At 42.5% G+C, this 17,679-nt stretch carries 11 protein-coding genes; 4 read left to right on the forward strand and 7 right to left on the reverse strand.

What is annotated here, in order from left to right; genetic code table 11:
• Positions 1-133: 133 nt before the first annotated feature.
• The gene (locus tag C5749_RS08825; protein ID WP_105725357.1) at positions 134-1,480 is read left to right on the forward strand and encodes an OmpA family protein; all 1,347 of its coding nucleotides are present in this window, start codon (positions 134-136) and stop codon (positions 1,478-1,480) included.
• Positions 1,481-1,637: 157 nt separating this feature from the next.
• Entirely contained in the window at positions 1,638-3,419 is a 1,782-nt protein-coding gene (locus C5749_RS08830; protein WP_105724914.1) for a DEAD/DEAH box helicase, read from the forward strand.
• A gap of 82 nt (positions 3,420-3,501) precedes the next feature.
• On the opposite strand, the gene C5749_RS08835 is transcribed toward C5749_RS08830, so the two are convergent.
• From C5749_RS08835 to C5749_RS08850, 4 genes are all read right to left on the reverse strand, one after another.
• Positions 3,502-4,110 carry an HPP family protein gene (locus C5749_RS08835; protein ID WP_105724916.1) on the reverse strand — a complete coding sequence of 203 codons (609 nt, stop codon included), beginning with the start codon at positions 4,108-4,110 and terminating at the stop codon, positions 3,502-3,504.
• Positions 4,111-4,120: 10 nt separating this feature from the next.
• Positions 4,121-4,894, reverse strand: a complete 774-nt coding sequence (gene rlmB / locus C5749_RS08840; RefSeq protein ID WP_105724918.1) for a 23S rRNA (guanosine(2251)-2'-O)-methyltransferase RlmB — start codon at positions 4,892-4,894, stop codon at positions 4,121-4,123.
• Positions 4,895-4,952: 58 nt separating this feature from the next.
• On the reverse strand, positions 4,953-6,752 hold the full coding sequence (locus C5749_RS08845) for a DNA polymerase III subunit gamma/tau (protein WP_105724920.1): 1,800 nt from the start codon (positions 6,750-6,752) through the stop codon (positions 4,953-4,955).
• Positions 6,753-6,860: 108 nt separating this feature from the next.
• The gene (locus C5749_RS08850; RefSeq protein WP_105724922.1) at positions 6,861-7,589 is read right to left on the reverse strand and encodes an MIP family channel protein; all 729 of its coding nucleotides are present in this window, start codon (positions 7,587-7,589) and stop codon (positions 6,861-6,863) included.
• 437 nt (positions 7,590-8,026) lie between these two features.
• On the opposite strand from C5749_RS08850, the gene C5749_RS08855 reads away from it, so the two are divergent.
• Complete coding sequence (locus C5749_RS08855) at positions 8,027-8,710, forward strand: DUF6266 family protein (protein ID WP_105724924.1); 684 nt, start codon at positions 8,027-8,029, stop codon at positions 8,708-8,710.
• Here C5749_RS08855 and C5749_RS08860 read toward each other — a convergent pair.
• A complete protein-coding gene (locus C5749_RS08860) occupies positions 8,685-9,683 on the reverse strand; it encodes a 2-hydroxyacid dehydrogenase (protein ID WP_105724926.1) in 999 nt (332 codons plus the stop codon). The two genes, C5749_RS08855 and C5749_RS08860, sit on opposite strands and share 26 nt — an antisense overlap.
• A 207-nt stretch (positions 9,684-9,890) precedes the next feature.
• Between C5749_RS08860 and C5749_RS08865 the strand changes: the two genes are divergently transcribed.
• Positions 9,891-12,986, forward strand: a complete 3,096-nt coding sequence (locus C5749_RS08865; RefSeq protein ID WP_219847934.1) for a beta-L-arabinofuranosidase domain-containing protein — start codon at positions 9,891-9,893, stop codon at positions 12,984-12,986.
• A 77-nt stretch (positions 12,987-13,063) separates the two neighbouring features.
• On the opposite strand, the gene C5749_RS08870 is transcribed toward C5749_RS08865, so the two are convergent.
• Positions 13,064-14,683, reverse strand: coding sequence for a RagB/SusD family nutrient uptake outer membrane protein (locus tag C5749_RS08870; RefSeq protein ID WP_105724928.1), 1,620 nt, complete (start codon positions 14,681-14,683; stop codon positions 13,064-13,066).
• A gap of 12 nt (positions 14,684-14,695) precedes the next feature.
• Entirely contained in the window at positions 14,696-17,641 is a 2,946-nt protein-coding gene (locus tag C5749_RS08875) for a SusC/RagA family TonB-linked outer membrane protein (RefSeq protein WP_105724930.1), read from the reverse strand.
• Positions 17,642-17,679: the final 38 nt, after the last annotated feature.

A 17,679-nucleotide genomic window follows, 5' to 3' on the forward strand; every position in this document is an offset into this window, starting at 1 on the left:
TTCTCTTGTAGCCGCTATGCTACAAGAGTTTTTTTTCTCCATGCTTTCCGCGCAACATTCTTTTTTCCGCCCTACTTTTGGCAAACAATTGCATCGAACGCATGTTGATACAAATATTATTAATAGTTTATATATGAAGAACTTTAACTTAAAAAATGTAGCCATCGTAGGTATGGCCAGTTTCTTGGGCACCATTTCCGTTGCTCAGGCTCAAAAACAAGGTAGCATTGAGGGTACAACACCCCTTGGCTCTGAAACTCAATACAGAACGTGGTCAGTGGGACTGAATGCTGGCGTATTGAATCAGTCTAATATCTTCGGTTTCAACCAAGACGGTTTCGATAAATTGGAACACAACCTTGGATATAGCGCTTATATTAAAAAACAAATTTCCCCGTCTTTCGGCCTAAAAGCCCAATATATGGGTGGAAAAGTCGCTGGTAAAAATGAAGATGCTACCGGAACAGGTATCGCCGCATTTGAAACAAAAACACCTTGGTCGGCTGCGTTATCTGGAGAGTGGACAATGGCCAATACCAATTGGCGCTTCCTCAACAGCTTTATCAAACCCTATTTCGCGGTAGGTATCGGTGCATTGAATTTTGAAACAACAGTAACAGATGCAGATGGCGCAACAGCAACACATGATGCGACAACTAAGCTGTATGTACCTGCAGATTTCGGATTCAAGTTTGCTGTTGCAAGAGGCATCAACATTGACTTAGGTTACCAGCTGAATTGGGCAAATCAGCATTTTGATGGAAAAACCGGTGGTACGTTTAAAAACGACCTGTTCTCTTATGCACATGCCGGACTTGAAATTGCGTTGGGCAATAGTTTTAAACCTGCGCTTAATAATTCCAACCCTGTTGCCACATTGGTGAACGACTATACTGTGAAGTATGATGACCTGAAAGCACAAAACGATGCGTTAAAACAAGCGAATGAAGCCTTGTCTTCACAGCTTGCGGATTTAAACAACGACCTGCAAGACGATGATGGCGATGGTGTAGCAAATAAATTCGACAAATGTCCAAATACGCCTGCCGGTGTTAAGGTAGATGGATCTGGTTGTCCACTTCCAGAAATGAAAAATGAAACAAAAGTAATTGAAAAGATTGTTGTGACGGAAGAAGACAGAAAAGTCGTCGATGAAGCAATTAAAAACCTCGAATTTGATTTAGGAAAATCGACTATTCGCTCAAACTCCTATCCTTCATTGAATAGCGTAGCTGCGCTACTCATCGAAAAAAACTTTAGCTTGAAGCTTGCTGGACACACGGACAACACCGGTTCTATGCAAACCAATATGCGCTTGTCAAAAGAGCGTGCTGAAGCCGTAAAATCATATTTAGTTTCTAAAGGAGCTAATGCTTCCCGAATTGAAGCTACAGGCTATGGCCCAACACAACCAATTGCGACGAACGCTAGTGCCGATGGTCGGCAACAAAACCGCCGGGTAGAGTTCACCTTATACTAGGATTGTTAAATAGCAAAATAAAAATGGTTGTCTATGATAGAGGGCAGCCATTTTTTTTATAATACTTCTAAAAAAGAGAACATAATTTTATATTCCCAAATATTATCCCTATATTTGCACCGCCTTAGGCAATAGAGCCTATTGTATAATTTATTTCATGAACCCATTTTTAGACTTGGGGATCCGTCATGAAGTTGTTAATGCCATCACTGAGATGGGTTTCGAGAAACCATCTCCTATTCAGGAAAAAGCCATTCCTGTTTTATTGACTGGCAACGACGATTTTGTCGGATTAGCCCAAACCGGCACAGGAAAGACAGCGGCATTTGGTCTTCCACTTTTAGAGTTAATCGACTTTACTCAAAAGCACCCGCAGGCTTTAGTATTATGTCCTACACGTGAGCTATGCTTACAAATCGCAAAAGATCTAGAGAAATACGCCAAACACGTGGACAACGTACACGTTGTTGCCGTTTACGGTGGCGCCAATATCTCTGACCAATTACGTCAGATTCGTCGCGGTGTACAGATCGTAGTAGCCACTCCTGGACGTATGTTGGACATCATCGGCAGAAAAGCAATCGACTTCTCCAATGTGAAGTATGTTGTTTTAGACGAAGCGGATGAAATGTTAAACATGGGATTCCAAGAGGATATCAACAACATCCTTTCGGAAACGCCCGACACAAAGAAAACATGGTTGTTTTCAGCAACTATGCCAAAAGAGGTACGTCGTATAGCACAAAACTACATGACCGACCCTCATGAACTTACCGTTGGCACGAAAAACACCGGTAATGTAAACATTGAACACCAGTATTATGTTGTAAAGGCTAGAGACAAATATGCGGCGTTCAAACGTATTGTAGACTATTATCCAGAAATTTTCGGTATCGTGTTCTGTCGTACAAAGATTGAAACACAAGAAATTGCGGAAGCTTTGGTAAGAGACGGCTACAACGCAGATTCGTTGCACGGAGATTTGTCTCAACAACAACGCGACAAGGTCATGAAACGTTACCGCGACCGTAGTTTGCAGCTGTTGATTGCAACAGATGTAGCTGCTCGTGGTATTGATGTGAACGACGTAACACACGTTATTAACTTCTCTCTACCAGATGAAGTTGAAAACTACACACACCGCTCAGGTCGTACGGCTCGAGCCGGAAAAACTGGTGTTTCTCTTTCTTTAATTAACGTTAAAGAATTAGGCAAGATTCGACGCATCGAAAAGATCATAGGCAAACAGTTTGAAAAGAAACAAGTTCCTGAAGCTAGCGAAGTGGTTGAAAAACAACTTCTTGCCATGACAGATAAAATACGTAACGTAGACATCAACGAGGAGCGGATTGCACCATACCTTCCAAGTATTATGGAAAGTATGCAAGATTTGTCCAAAGAGGACATTATCAAACGTTTCGCTTCGTTAGAGTTTAACCGTTTCTTGGACTATTATCAAAATGCACCAGACTTGAACGTTGATGCCCGTGAAAGAGACGGGGATCGCGAAGAACGGGGAGACCGTAGAAGCAGAACAGCTTCCAAAGGATACACGCGTTTGTTTATAAATCTTGGTTCTGTAGATGAGTTTTCACGTGGTGATATGCTGGGTCTTATTTGCGACGCAGCGAATATTTCGGGAAAATCGGTTGGGAAAATCGATATGAAAGGTGTATTTACTTTCTTCGAGGTACAAGATGCTGATGTAAACAAAGTTTTTGAAGGATTCCAGGGTACAGAGTACAATGGTCGTGCAGTTCGCGTCGAAGTATCAGGCGAAGAAAGCCGTGGAGGTGGTCGCTCTAGAGGCGGCGACAGCGGTGGAAGACGCAGAGATAGAAAAAGTGGAGGAAGTGGCTCTTCTTACAGAGGAGACAGACGGGATTCCGGAAGTTTCAGAGGAGAACGCAAACGCGCTGCTTCACGTTCTAAATATTAGTCATTACAATTTTTTATCATGTTAAAAGCCAGATTTTCATTCAGAAAATCTGGCTTTTCATTTATATCTATTTAAAAGCTTATTAATATCTTTTTCCCAGCCGTTTGGCCTTTAAATGTCTTCTTCGAGACCGCCGTAATCGCGAGTATCGAACAGGGTAATGCCGTTTAGCCGTGATATTATTAAATACAAGCGCTGTGCAAAGTAAAATCAATGTTCCTGATAACACCGGGCTGACAATATACCCATATCCTAATGAACTAATTTTCGTTCCAGAGGCCACGGCAATGAGCGCTGTTGCACCTCCGGGAGGATGAAGCGTACGGGTTATTTGCATAAAAACAATGGAGGAAGCTACCGCCAAGGGAGCAGTAAGCCAAATAATATCAGGTAACAAGCGAGCAATGGTTACACCAACAAATGCCGACACAACATGGCCACCAACGAGGCTCCGGGGTTGCGCTAGTGGACTTTGTATGGCGCCGTACACTAAAACTGAAGACGCCCCAAACGATCCGATTAAAAAGACGTTCTCCAATATCGGCAAGTGCTGAGACTGGATAAATGCAATAATAAAAATACCAACAAAAGCACCGATAAAAGACCAAAAATGTTCACGAGGATCAACCAGCGTCTCTCGATAAAAGACATATCTATATACTCGGAGCTGTCTATAAATTTGTTTTTTCAATTATAACCGACTATTTATGCCGTTGACGTATAGCCTCATAGATAACAACACCTGCTGAAACCGATACGTTCAAGGATTTGATTTCACCAAACATCGGGATTTTCGCCAATTTATCTGAAATCCGGAGCAAATCGTCAGACACGCCAACATCTTCGGCACCTAAGATGACACAGGTTGGAACCGTATAATCCACATCATAAACAGAATCTTGTGTTTTCTCAGTTCCTACAACCAACTGAACACCCGATTCAATAAGGAAACGTCCAGTACGACCCAAAGCATCTTCCCGACAAACCGGAATCTTATACAGTGCTCCTGCTGAAGTTTTAATCGCGTCCGGGTTGATTTCTGCAGATCCTTTCCGCGGAACGATTATCGCATGCACTCCAGCACATTCCGCCGTACGCGCGATAGCCCCCATGTTGCGGACGTCCGTTACACCATCTAACATTAACAATAGTGGAATTTCCCCTTTTTCGTAGATGACAGGCAATAAATCTTCGATGCGCTGATATGTAATGGGTGAGATTACGGCTATAACCCCCTGGTGATTTTTTCGCGTAATACGGTTTAATTTTTCAATAGGTACCTGCTGGTAACCAATATTGTGTTCTTTCAATAAAGACTTCAATTCCAAGAAGAGGCTGCCACTCAATCCTCGCTGTACAAACAGCGACTCAATTTCCTTTCCACTGTCTATTGCTTCAATAACCGCTCGGATACCAAATACCATCTGGTTTGATTCCCGTTTCTCTCCTCTTTCCCTATGTTGAAAGTTCCGCATGTTTATTTATTCTACGCTTAAAAAAAATGTTCCGCAAAGATAAGAAAAGAAAGACGTATTAACTCAGTCCGAGGTTAAATGCTTTACGAAGTGTTTCCAACGCAGGGTTTTTCGAAACCATTGCTTGGTATTTTTCAGCCGAAGTATACGGTTTTCTGACTTTCGTAACCTCCACTTGGGTACCCGTTAGATCAAGCGAAAAGTTTTGAAGTTTAACCCGCAAATAATTTAAGATATCTATTTTACCTAATTTAAGTTCGTCCATCTGCACGGCGTTCTCTACATCCACCTCGATCATTGTCCCATTTAAACGCGGGGGGTTCGCAGTCATAATCGTATATAACGTGATGCGATTCGTTTGCCTCAAACTGTCTGCAAATGCATTCCACTGGGTAATAAACGCATTAAGAGTAACCTCTCGGAACTCATTTCCTTGAACGAGGTCCGGCTCCTCGGCGTCAGCTTCAGCTTTATCTTCAAATATAGTATTTAAGTTAGGGACGTTTACGGAGGTAGAAATTTTGCCCCATCCTTTTTTAATAGTAGTACTTTCAGTCGTTACAGACGATCTTTCTACGGTCGGTGTAGAAACCGTTGTGGGGATCTGTGGGGGGAAAGCTTCTTTAGGAACTGACGATATGGTTTTGGGAGCAGAAACACCGTTAGCTACTGCCGTTGGACGGCTCACGGTTGGATCAGGGAGTTTTTTTTTTAACTCTGTCGTAACAGAGGGTGTAAAACTTCCGTGCTTACTCAGCAAAATAGCTGATGCTATATGACACATTTTTAGTAGTGCCAATTCTACTTGTAAACGTTGATTTTTGCTATTTTTATAGTTTATTTCACATTGGTTGGCAATATTTAACGCGGAAAGTAAAAGCCCCGAACTAAGCACCTGCGATTGGTCAAGATACTTTCGTTTAATATTTTCACTTACATCAAGCAACTTCAGTGTTGCGGGCTCTTTAGAGACCAATAAATTACGAATATGTGTTGCGAGACCGCTGATGAAATGCCCTCCATCAAAACCATTATTTAATACCTTATCAAAAATCAACAGGGCCTGTGCAGCGTTCTCTGTCGAGACGCTGTCCAGCAGTTGGAAATAATAATCGTAATCTAGAATATTGAGATTATCGATAACGGTTTGATAGGTGATGTTCTTATTGGAGAAACTGACAATCTGGTCGAACATGGACAGCGCATCCCGAAGCCCTCCATCAGCTTTTTGGGCAATAATATGCAGTCCATCTGGCTCAAAAGCTATTTGCTCTTTTTGCGCAATGGAAGCGAGATGATTCGCCATATCTTCCACTTTGATCCGGTTAAAGTCGAATATCTGACAACGAGAAAGGATAGTCGGGAGTATCTTATGTTTCTCGGTTGTTGCCAAAATAAAAATAGCATACGAAGGGGGTTCCTCCAATGTTTTCAGAAAGGCATTGAACGCTGCCTGGGAAAGCATGTGTACCTCGTCGATGATATAAATCTTGTATTTACCGGCTTGCGGCGGGATTCGAACCTGCTCGATCAAGCTACGGATATCATCCACAGAGTTATTAGACGCGGCATCCAATTCGTGGATACTAAAAGAGTTTCCTAGTTGAAAAGAATTACAGCTCTCGCAATTGCCACAGGCCTCTACCTGTTCTACAATATGTTCACAATTTATTGTTTTCGCCAAAATACGGGCACAGGTTGTTTTCCCTACACCGCGCGGTCCACAAAACAAAAAGGCTTGCGCCAATTGATTGTTATGAATAGCATTTTTGAGCGTACTGGTAATATGTTGCTGACCAACAACAGAGTCGAAGGTAATGGGACGATATTTCCGTGCTGAAACAATAAAATTATCCATTGCACGAAGATAAGGATTTTAAGAAGTAAAATCTAAAAATTAAACTGTAAAAAAACCGCTCCCAAAACTAAAATTTATAAGGAGCGGTTTACACATAAAATCGTTAGGCTATACGTTCGCTTCACCTTTTGGCTCCAATATTTTCCAGACACCAGCGGCCACCGCAGCCCCCACTAAAGGCGCGACAACAAATAGCCATAATTGCGATAATGCCTGTCCGCCAGCCAAGATTGCAGGACCGAATGATCGTGCCGGATTAACAGATGTACCTGTAATAGGAATGGCAACCAGGTGAATCAATAAGAGTGTAAAACCGATTGCCAACCCCGCCATGGTACTGTTTCCAACCCTAGAGGTTGTCGCCAGAATAACGAAAAGAAAAATAAATGTCAAAACAGCTTCTGTTAAGAACGCCGCTGTTGTGCCATACTCGTTTTGATATCCTTTTCCCCAACCATTAGCACCATATGCCCATTCGCCGGCCAAAAAGCCCACTAATTGTCCGCTCAATATCTGCTGCAAAACGAAAGCTCCTAAAAGGGCTCCTAAGCATTGTGCAATAATGTATACGACCGCATCTTTAGCCGACATCCTACCTGCTAAAAGTACACCAACTGTAACCGCTGGATTGATATGACAGCCGGAAACACTACCAATGGCATAAGCAAAAACAACCACAGAGAGACCAAAAGCCATGGATATACCTAGTAATCCCAAACCAGATAAACCTGCCATGGTATCCACTCCTGCAATAGCTGCAGCACCACAGCCAAAAAGAACCAAGCCAAAAGTACCAATTAACTCGGCAACAAATTTCGAAGACATCTTAACTTCCATAATACTATAGTTTAAATTTAAATTAGTAATGCACTAATTTAATACTTCGAAAGGATAAAATACCATTTAAAAAAAACTTGTAACATTTCTACGACGTGTTTTAGCCCCTCAATCTGTCCTCAAATCATTATATTCCCTAAGTTAGTCGATTTTACGCGTGTTCTTTTTGTAGATTAATTTCTATAGAGCCTTAGCTGATACGATTACTTATATCCTTTCAAGAGTTTCTTAAAATTTCTTTTAATTTTATTAATAATTTTATAGGGTTTTATAGGGATTTTATTCGGACTTCATTCGGACATTATTCGGATTAACACGAATAAATATCGATTAACTTCCTTATCATCTAAATTTAATATATTTTCTAATTATAAATTTGATATTTGGTTTATATCTTCATATTTCCTATCTTAATCCCTTAGTATAATTATTGGGCTATGGCGCGAGTTAAAAATGGTGTAAATGGAACTGTTTCAGGTAAAGTTGGACCGTCCGTTTTTTGTAAATGGAAAGACATTTATTATGTTAGAAGTCTTCCCCGGATAAAGAAAAATCGAAAACCTACCTCAGGGCAGCGAAAGAACCAGAGTAAATTTGCTTTTATGCAAGAGTGCCTGTCATCCATCGTTCCTTTTGTTCGTCTGGGTTTTATGCAGTATGCTCCCAATCGCACCGGACATAACTCTGCAATGTCTTACAATCTACGTGAAAGCGTCGTTTTTGAAGGCGAACATTACCGTCTAGATTACGAAAAGTTTGCCATAAGCCGCGGACTACCTTCTCCGGTTTCCAGCGCTGAAGTCAATCAGGAGGACGGACATGTAATCATACGTTGGAAAGTAGACACTGTCTTCAGACAGAAGCACGGCGAAAGAATGTTCCGGTGCATAGCGCTGCTCTACCCCGATAACAGCGTAAACCCGGTAAATAAGGTCGGCGTATTGCAAGATAGTTATCTAGAAGATTGTGAACAGATTATTTCTTTAGAACAGGTCCCTGACGGCACAACCTATCACGTTTACCTTGCATTTCTTGCTTCCGACGGAAGTAATATCAGCACGGATAGTGTATATTTAGGTGAGATCATAAAAGCGTCTATACTAAGCGAGCATCTTCGATAGATGGTTCACGCCCCAAGAGCAGTTCCTCGATATTCCGAAGCGTGGTGGTCGCTATCTGTGTCAAAGCCTCTTCTGTAAAGAATGCTTGATGGGCTGTGATCAATACGTTCGGAAAACTCATCAGGCGTTGAATCGTATCATCTTCAATGATGGTATCACTTAAATCTTTAAAGAACAATTTCTCTTCCTGCTCATACACATCAAGAGCAAGCCCACCGATTTTGTGTTGCTTCAAACCTTCAATAACCGCTGCAGTATGGATTAATGCTCCGCGGCTAGTATTCAGCAAAACAACGCCATCTTTCATTTTTTGTATGGATTCCCTGCTAATCATGTGTTTATTCTCCAACGTTAATGGGCAATGGAGCGAAATAATATCGGAGGATTTGTATATTGAATCTATATCAACATACGACACCCCCATTTGCTTTACCTGTGCATCTTCGTAAATGTCAAAAGCGAGTAATTTGCAACCAAACCCTTTGCTTACGCGACAAAAAGCTTTGCCAATCTTTCCTGTCCCAACAACACCGATTGTCTTTCCGTGAAGATTAAAGCCCAACAAACCATTCAGCGAAAAATTCTGTTCCCGCACACGGTTATAGGCTTTATGCGTTTTTCGATTCAATGTCAACAGCATGGCCATAGCATGTTCCGCCACCGCTTCCGGAGAATAGGCCGGAACACGACATACGGATATGCCGAATTCCCGCGCTGCATCCAAATCTACGTTATTGAACCCTGCACAGCGCAGTGCTATTATTTTCACTCCCCGCAACGCCAGCGTTTCAATCACTTCACGGTTGACATGATCGTTTACAAAAACACATACCGCCTCCACATCGTTTATAGCCCGCACGATATGAGGGCCCAAATGTGTTTCATAAAATTGATATACAAAACGTTTATCTTGATTTTCACGATCGAAAAACAAACGATCGTAAGGTTGGGTTGAAAAGAAAGCTATTTTCATCAGTGTTTGTTTATTATGTATTCAAGAGCTCCCAAACTTGGTGTATCCATCCTCGTGTGTGGTTGAATAAACCATGATGGTCTCATAAGGCTAAATATAGGAATAACGCGTTAATATCTTGTGACTATTAGCTAAAATAGACGTACAGAAATACAGCATGTCTTATTAGTTTTATAAAGAAATTATCAAACAATAAAACTATGCAATATGAATGTATCGGTTAATCATAATTTAAACATGAAAATGCAGACGGTACTCGTGCGTTTCATCCTGTTTCTCGGTGCCTTTTCCCTGGGAAATAACATCACAAAGGCGCAAGGTGGAGATCAGATATTGGATGGAATCGGGGAAACCGACATGGTTGCGCGCTACCTGTTTGACGGAGATATCAGAGATTGGTCCCGAAACAATTTACACGCTAAATTTCACGGAAAGGAAATCGAATTTGTCAAAGACGATCGGTTTGGAAAAGTGTTGTCGCTCCCGGGTGACAATGCACATTTTATTACATTACCAGTCGAAACCTTGATAGATCTAGAATCGCTAAGTATATCAGGTTGGGTATATTTGCGTTCCGATCAACGCGGTCAACACTTTTTCGACTTTGGACAGGATGCCAATAAACATTTTTTTGTGGCTCCTGTCGGGACACACACACATGACGGATTTCAGGCATCTGTAACAGCAAACAAAAGCGATAAAAAGGGAATCGTTTCCGCTTCAATACCGACCAATAAATGGACGCATTTGGCCGTCGTGATTGATATTCCTTCCAAATCAATGTCGACTTATGTCGATGGTAAGCCTACAGGTGAGACGAAAGATATTTCATCCGAGTTAGCAGACGTATTCAGTACCCAATCCATAGAAAAAAATCAACTTTACATTGGAAAATCATGGCAAAGTGACGCTCCCTACTTAAACGCCTTATTACATGATTTCCGTATTTACCGCGTTCCGTTGAGTAGAAACCAGGTTGCAGGAATCTATAACAATTCGTGGGGAGTCGCCGTTGATGTTTCGGTGAACGTCAAGGAAGCGAAAGATGATCTTCCACAATTTACACTTACGCACGCACAGCTTTATAATGCTTATTTAATCGATGTAGCGGATATAGAGGTAGAAACCGAACTGGGGCATTTACCTCGACTGCCCGCTTATGTAAAAGGCGTCTACAGAGATGAAATGGCTGGTCCTAAAGTACGCGTTCTATGGCCCTCTCCTATTGACAATAGCGCTGTTCTTAGTGCGGGTCGCTATTCTATTACAGGACGCGTACCTGGGACAGATTTAAAACCAAAGGCGATCGTCATCATAAAAGGCGATGGTCAAACAACTACACCAAACAGCACGTTAACGACCTTTAGTTTAGATCAGATTTCACTGGAAACAGATACACACGATGACGAAACAAAATTCATGGAGAATCGTGATAAATTTATCACAACGTTAGCCAAAACAGACCCGAACTCCTTTCTCTACATGTTTCGTAATGCTTTTGGCCAAGAGCAACCCGAGGGAGCAAAGCCATTGGGCGTCTGGGATAGTCAAGACACAAAGTTGAGGGGACACGCTACGGGACATTACCTTACAGCAATTGCACAGGCGTATGCCAGCACCGGGTACGACAACGAACTGCAAGACAGTTTCGCTGAAAAAATGACCTATATGGTGAATATACTCTATGATTTAGCACAGTTGTCCGGCAAACCGAAAACGCCAGGCAGTGCATATGTCTCCGATCCTACGGCTGTACCGCATGGTCCGGACAAATCCGATTACGATTCAGATTTGAGTGAGAAGGGCATCCGCACCGACTATTGGAACTGGGGAGAAGGGTTTATTAGTGCCTATCCTCCTGATCAATTTATTATGTTAGAAAAAGGTGCTACTTATGGAGGTCAGCTGAACCAGGTTTGGGCTCCATATTATACGTTACATAAGATCTTGGCCGGCTTAATCGATATCTATGAAGTAAGTGGTAATCAAAAGGCACTTGATGTAGCTGTGGGTATGAGCGACTGGGTGTATGCTCGTTTGGCGCAATTACCTTCGGATACCCTTATTAAGGTTTGGAATACCTACATCGCGGGTGAATTTGGCGGAATGAACGAAACAATGGCGCATTTGTATCGCATTACCGGTGAATCGAACTATCTAAAAGCAGCACAGTTATTTGATAATATTGATATGTTTTTCGGTGACGCTGATCGCACACATGGATTAGCTAAAAATGTAGATACTTTCCGAGGCCTGCATGCCAACCAGCATATACCTCAAATTGTAGGAAGTATAGAAATGTACCATGTGTCCAACCTACCGGAGTACTATAAAGTTGCCGATAACTTTTGGTATAAAGCGGTCCATGATTATATGTATAGTATTGGAGGAGTCGCTGGAGCTCGTACCCCCGCAAATGCAGAGTGTTTTATCAGTCAGCCGGCCACATTATATGAAAACGGTTTCTCCGCTGGCGGACAAAATGAAACCTGCGCCACATATAACATGTTAAAACTCACCAGCAATCTTTTTCTCTTCGACCAACGCGCCGAGTTAATGGACTATTACGAGCGTGGTTTATACAATCACATTTTGGCATCTGTAGCGGAAGATAGCCCAGCCAATACCTATCATGTTCCGCTTAGACCCGGATCGAGCAAACAGTTTAGCAATCCGAATATGACCGGTTTTACGTGTTGCAATGGGACAGCGATAGAGAGCAGCACCAAACTTCAAAACTCCATTTACTTTAAGAGCAAAGACGACCAGGCTCTTTACGTCAATCTCTATGTTCCATCTACCCTAAACTGGACGGAGCGTCAGGTAACCGTAGAGCAGGCTACGAGCTTTCCGAAAGAAGATCATACGCGCCTAACCATCAAAGGAAGCGGCAAGTTTGACCTTAACGTACGTGTACCGGGATGGGCTACCAAAGGTTTCTTTGTCATGATCAACGGTAAAGAACAAAAGCTGGTTAGCACACCGGGCAGCTATCTTAAAATAAGCCGAGAATGGAAAGATGGAGATATTATTGAACTAAAAATGCCTTTCCAATTTCATTTAGATCCGGTAATGGATCAACAAAACCTAGCCAGTCTGTTTTACGGCCCGATACTATTAGCTGCTCAAGAATCCGAAGCCAGAAAAGAATGGCGGAAAGTAATCTTGGATGCTAACGACATAAGTAAATCGATCAAAGGTAATCCGAAGAAGCTACACTTCACCATCGGCGATGCTGTTTTTAAACCCTTCTATGATACATACGGACGGCATTCGGTTTACCTAGACGTTACTTTAAAATAAATCTCGAAGGTTCCATAAAAAAAGCCATCGTTTGTGGGAAACGATGGCTTTTTTTTTAGCTTACTTCACCGAAAGTACTATTCGTATCCGGGATTTTGGTCAAGCTTAGGGTTTTTATTAATCTCATCATTCGGGATAGGGAATAGTGTTCGGCTTTGTGCCCTTGCATGCGGACGATGGTTGAACCAAGATTTTGTTTGAAACACGCCGAAACGGATAATATCCTGACGTCTGCGTGCTTCTCCCGCAAATTCCCACCCAAGTTCGTCTAAAAATCGACCGAATTCTATATCTGCTCCACCATTATTTCCATTAACCGTCCCGTCTTTTTCTTGCCAACCATAATTGTACATACTACCTTTTAAAAGTTCTGCGCCCGTTACCAGTGCCTTATCTGGTACCGGTTTAAACGCCCGCTCTCTAACTTCCGAAACCAGTAATGCTGCTTCATTTTCTCTTCCTGTACGGAGCAACGCTTCGGCCTTCATCATTAATATATCGGCATAGCGGAACATCGGATAGTCATTGTCTAAATTGTTTGTTGCGCCATTTTTAATCGCATATTTACCTAGCCTATATCCTGCATTATCTGCCGCTACCGTTCCATCTCCTCCAATACCGGGAACTTCTTTGACATACGTAATAGCGACATCTCCTGTTGTCGCATTATATTGCGCACCCTGCAGCCAGCTATCAAAAAGCCTTTGATCATCCTGATCATAGGTATCAATAAACTGAGGTACAGCACAATTCCCTCCCCATGGACCGGCTGCCATGTTATACACCAAACGGCTCAACGGAGATAAGGTTTTCATGTGGAGCTGATTGCCGTGTCCATAAACTTCATCATAAGGAACCGCAAATATAATTTCGGGAGAACTCTCATTTGTAGAAGAAAAAACATCCTTATACGCTATATCCAGGCGAAACGCTCCAGATTGGATAATATCCTCCGTTTCGGCAATGACTTTTTCCCATTGTTGTTCGCCAATATACACTTGAGCATTTAGGTATATTTTTGCTAGCAATGCTTTGGCTGCCCATACATTCATGCGTCCATACATAGAAGCAACCTCTTCTGATAAGAACGGTACAACTTCTGTCAGCTCATTGACCACGAATCTGTAAACTTCTTCTCTCGTTTTTTGTTCTGGCAGTTCAACATCCCGATAATCGGTCACGATCGGCACATTTCCGTGGTTATCCAGCAATAGGTAATAGGCTAACGCTCGTGCGGCGCGCAATTCAGCAATAGCCGCAGAAGCAACATCTGCTGGTAGCGGAAGCGTGTCTTCCTCAATTTGCATGATGATCATATTGGCCTTCGTGATACTCGAATAAGCTTGCTGCCAAGTATTATAGGGTTGCCATTGAATCGTCGTCCAATTGTGCTGATGCATTCGGCGATAGGTTCCGGCATCGTCCCATCCGTTTGGTCGTACCGGAGTAATAATATGATCGGCCGATTCTTCCTGCAAGTCAAAATATCCTTGCCACCCGAACATCAAAGATCGGAAAGAAGCATAAACTGGCGCGACGATAGAGGGCAAATCACGCTCTCCGGGCTTAAAATCCTTCGATAAAACTTCGGAAAACACCTCTTCATCCAGATTAGTACAGGAATTGACCGACAAAAAACCGCACAACCCCACGCCAACCAATATAGTACTATATATAGATTTATAGATTCTTTTCATGATATACGTAATTTAAAATGTAACATTCAATCCTACAGTGAACATCCGCGTAGTCGGATAACGATCCCTATGCTCTATACCCGGAGCAAACGTAAAATCGCCTTGATAACTGGCTGCCTCTGGATCCAATCCCTTATAGCCGGTAATCGTCATCAGGTTAAAGCCCGATGCATACATCCGTAAATTCTGCACTCCTTTGATAGCATTGGGTTTAAAAGTATAGCCTAACGTCACATTATCCAGTTTCAGGAAATCAGCATCTTCGATGTAATGCGACACATAGACTAAATCATTTGTCAACGTTTGACCATACACCGGATCGTAAGCTGTTTTCAATGCATTATAAGCCTTATTGATAGGGTTCTCATAATATAGCCTTGTCATATTTAGTACCTGATGACCAAAAGAACCTCGAAAATTAAAACTAAAATCAATGTTTTTATAGTGGAAACTGTTGTTCCAACCCAAGTTGACATCCGGTATCCCGTTCCCATAATATTGTCTATCATCAGGAGAGGAATCGCTGATCGGTATGGTTTCTCCTTCTTTGTTTTCGATAAGCCATTTACCATCATCGTCTACCCCAACCGTTTTCAGCACATAAAAATCACCCACTGCTCTGCCGACCTCTACACGATGTGTTGCGATTTGTATGGGCTCGCCTGTATAACCAGCCTCGAAGAAAGGAACAGTTACGTTAAACTGATCGTTGGAAAGGTTGATGAGTTTATTTTTATTTGTTGCTACGGTGATACCTGTCTTCCATTTAAAATTGCTTTCGCGGAAAGCATCTACATTTACCAATGCTTCAAAACCCGCATTACTCATCTCACCCGCATTTAACATCATGTTCGGGTACAGATAGGGTGGAGAAGGTACATTGAACTGATATAGCAGGTCTTTTACCTGACGTGTATAATAATCGAAAGATCCGTAGACCCTATTATCAAATAGGCTGAAATCTAATCCGACATTATACTCATGTTTCCGCTCCCAACGCAAATCTGGGTTAAAGTTCCGTGTCGGCACAAAACCGGGCACCCATTTACCATTGATGTAAGCTCCTTGTGCACGTTCAAAATTATAACTTGTCTGCGACATGTAGGAAGCCGACGCAATCGTGCCGGTCACCCCAAACCCCGTCCTTAATTTTAACTGATTAATTTCTCCGATAGCAGCCAAAAAATCTTCTTTAGCGATATCCCAGCCAAGGGAGATTGCCGGGAAACTTCCCCATTTATTATTCTCACCAAAGGTTGAAGAACCTTCCCGACGGATACTCGCCATCGCCATATACTTCTCTTTGTAATTGTAAGCTACCCGGGCAAAGAATCCGATCAGTTTACGGTTCTCTTTATAGCTCGTCATTTCTCCCAATCCCCGCTGGATGGCCGCTCCGGCCTCCAATTTATTATAGGTATAATTGTCGGTCGGAAAATCAAAGTTATAAGCATAGAATTGTTCGAAGGTATCATCCTGCCAGCTATATCCCCCTAGCATGTCGATTTTGTGTCCGTCAAAACTTTTCGTGTAATTCGCGGTAAGCTCCATCAAGTTTTCTGTAGCTGCCCGTGTGTCCCTAGATGCAGTACCATTTAAGTTGTTCTTGGTCGTATTTACATGATTAAAGGTAGTGGCGTTTCCGCTTAAATTATTATTCTGGACGCGAGACAACAACATTTTTAAGCTTAAGCCCTCAACAGGTCGGTAATCCAGCGATCCGCTCAAACGGGTTTCCCTAAATATCCTGTCGTCGATGGTCTCGTGGATCATGCCCAAGGGATTATCATAAAAATAAGCATCGCGTTCCTGCCATTTTCCATGCTCGTTATAAAGCTGATCTGTCGGATTTCGGATAATCGCCTGTCGCCACATATACGGAGATGATCCTCCGTTATTGCTTTTGGCACTACGGCTAATCAGCTGCATGTTTGTTTTCAGCTTGCCTTCAAACATCTCATGATGCAGATTGGTTCGGACGTTTAAACGTTCTTGTCCACTCTTCAAAAATACGCCTTCCCAATCCCGATAGTTGATCGCCCCTGTAAAATTGGTTCGGGAATTCCCACCAAATAGGGTTACGTTATGGTTATGGCTTAACGGATTACGGGTCACTTCATCGATCCAATTGGTTTCGGTACCCAAATCGTCGTAGGACACGCCGTCAGCAATTAATCTCCGATAATCACTTGCATCCATCATTTCTGGTTTCCGAAACAAAGTCTGCAAACTCGTGTAACCGTTATACTCTATCGTGGTTCGGTTATCGGTAGCTGTATTGCGCCTCGTTGTCACCAGAATCACACCGGCTGTTGCTCTCGTCCCATAAATGGCTGCGGCCGACCCGTCTTTTAAGACATCAATGGACTCGATATCTTCTGGGGCTACCGTATTCAAATCCCCCGGAATACCATCGATAATCACTAACGGATTCTGTGATCCATTAATGGAATTTAATCCTCTAAGATTGACTTGAGATGACTCCCCGGGATCTCCACTCGGAGTGCTGATACGTAATCCCGCAACTTTTCCCTGAATCAACTGCCCGGCATCTTTCACGGCACCTTTTGTAAAATCTTCTGACTTCACACTCGCAATAGAACTAGTGATTTCCCCTCTTGTTTGGGTGCCGTAGCCGATTACCACAACCTCATCCAGTGCTTCGGCAGAAGCCTGTAATTGTACATGCAAGGTTGACTGCCCATCCAACACCACGCTAAACGGTAAGTACCCCACAGAAGAAACCAGAAGCTTATCCCCTTTGTCGTATTCGAAGGAAAAGGTACCGCCGACTGTAGAAGAATACTGTTCGTTGTGTCCTTCAATAGATAATGTTGCGCCGACTATCGGCTCACCGGTGGAATCAGTAACCTTCCCGTTTAAGCGCAACCGTTGTTGAGCATAAATAGAAAAGCACACATTCCACAGCAATAAAAGCAGTATGATGATTCTTTTCATAACTAAATGTTATTATAATGTTTAATAACATCTAAGTT

The organism is Sphingobacterium gobiense (genome assembly GCF_002980575.1).
In the GTDB taxonomy this organism is placed as follows: domain Bacteria; phylum Bacteroidota; class Bacteroidia; order Sphingobacteriales; family Sphingobacteriaceae; genus Sphingobacterium; species Sphingobacterium gobiense.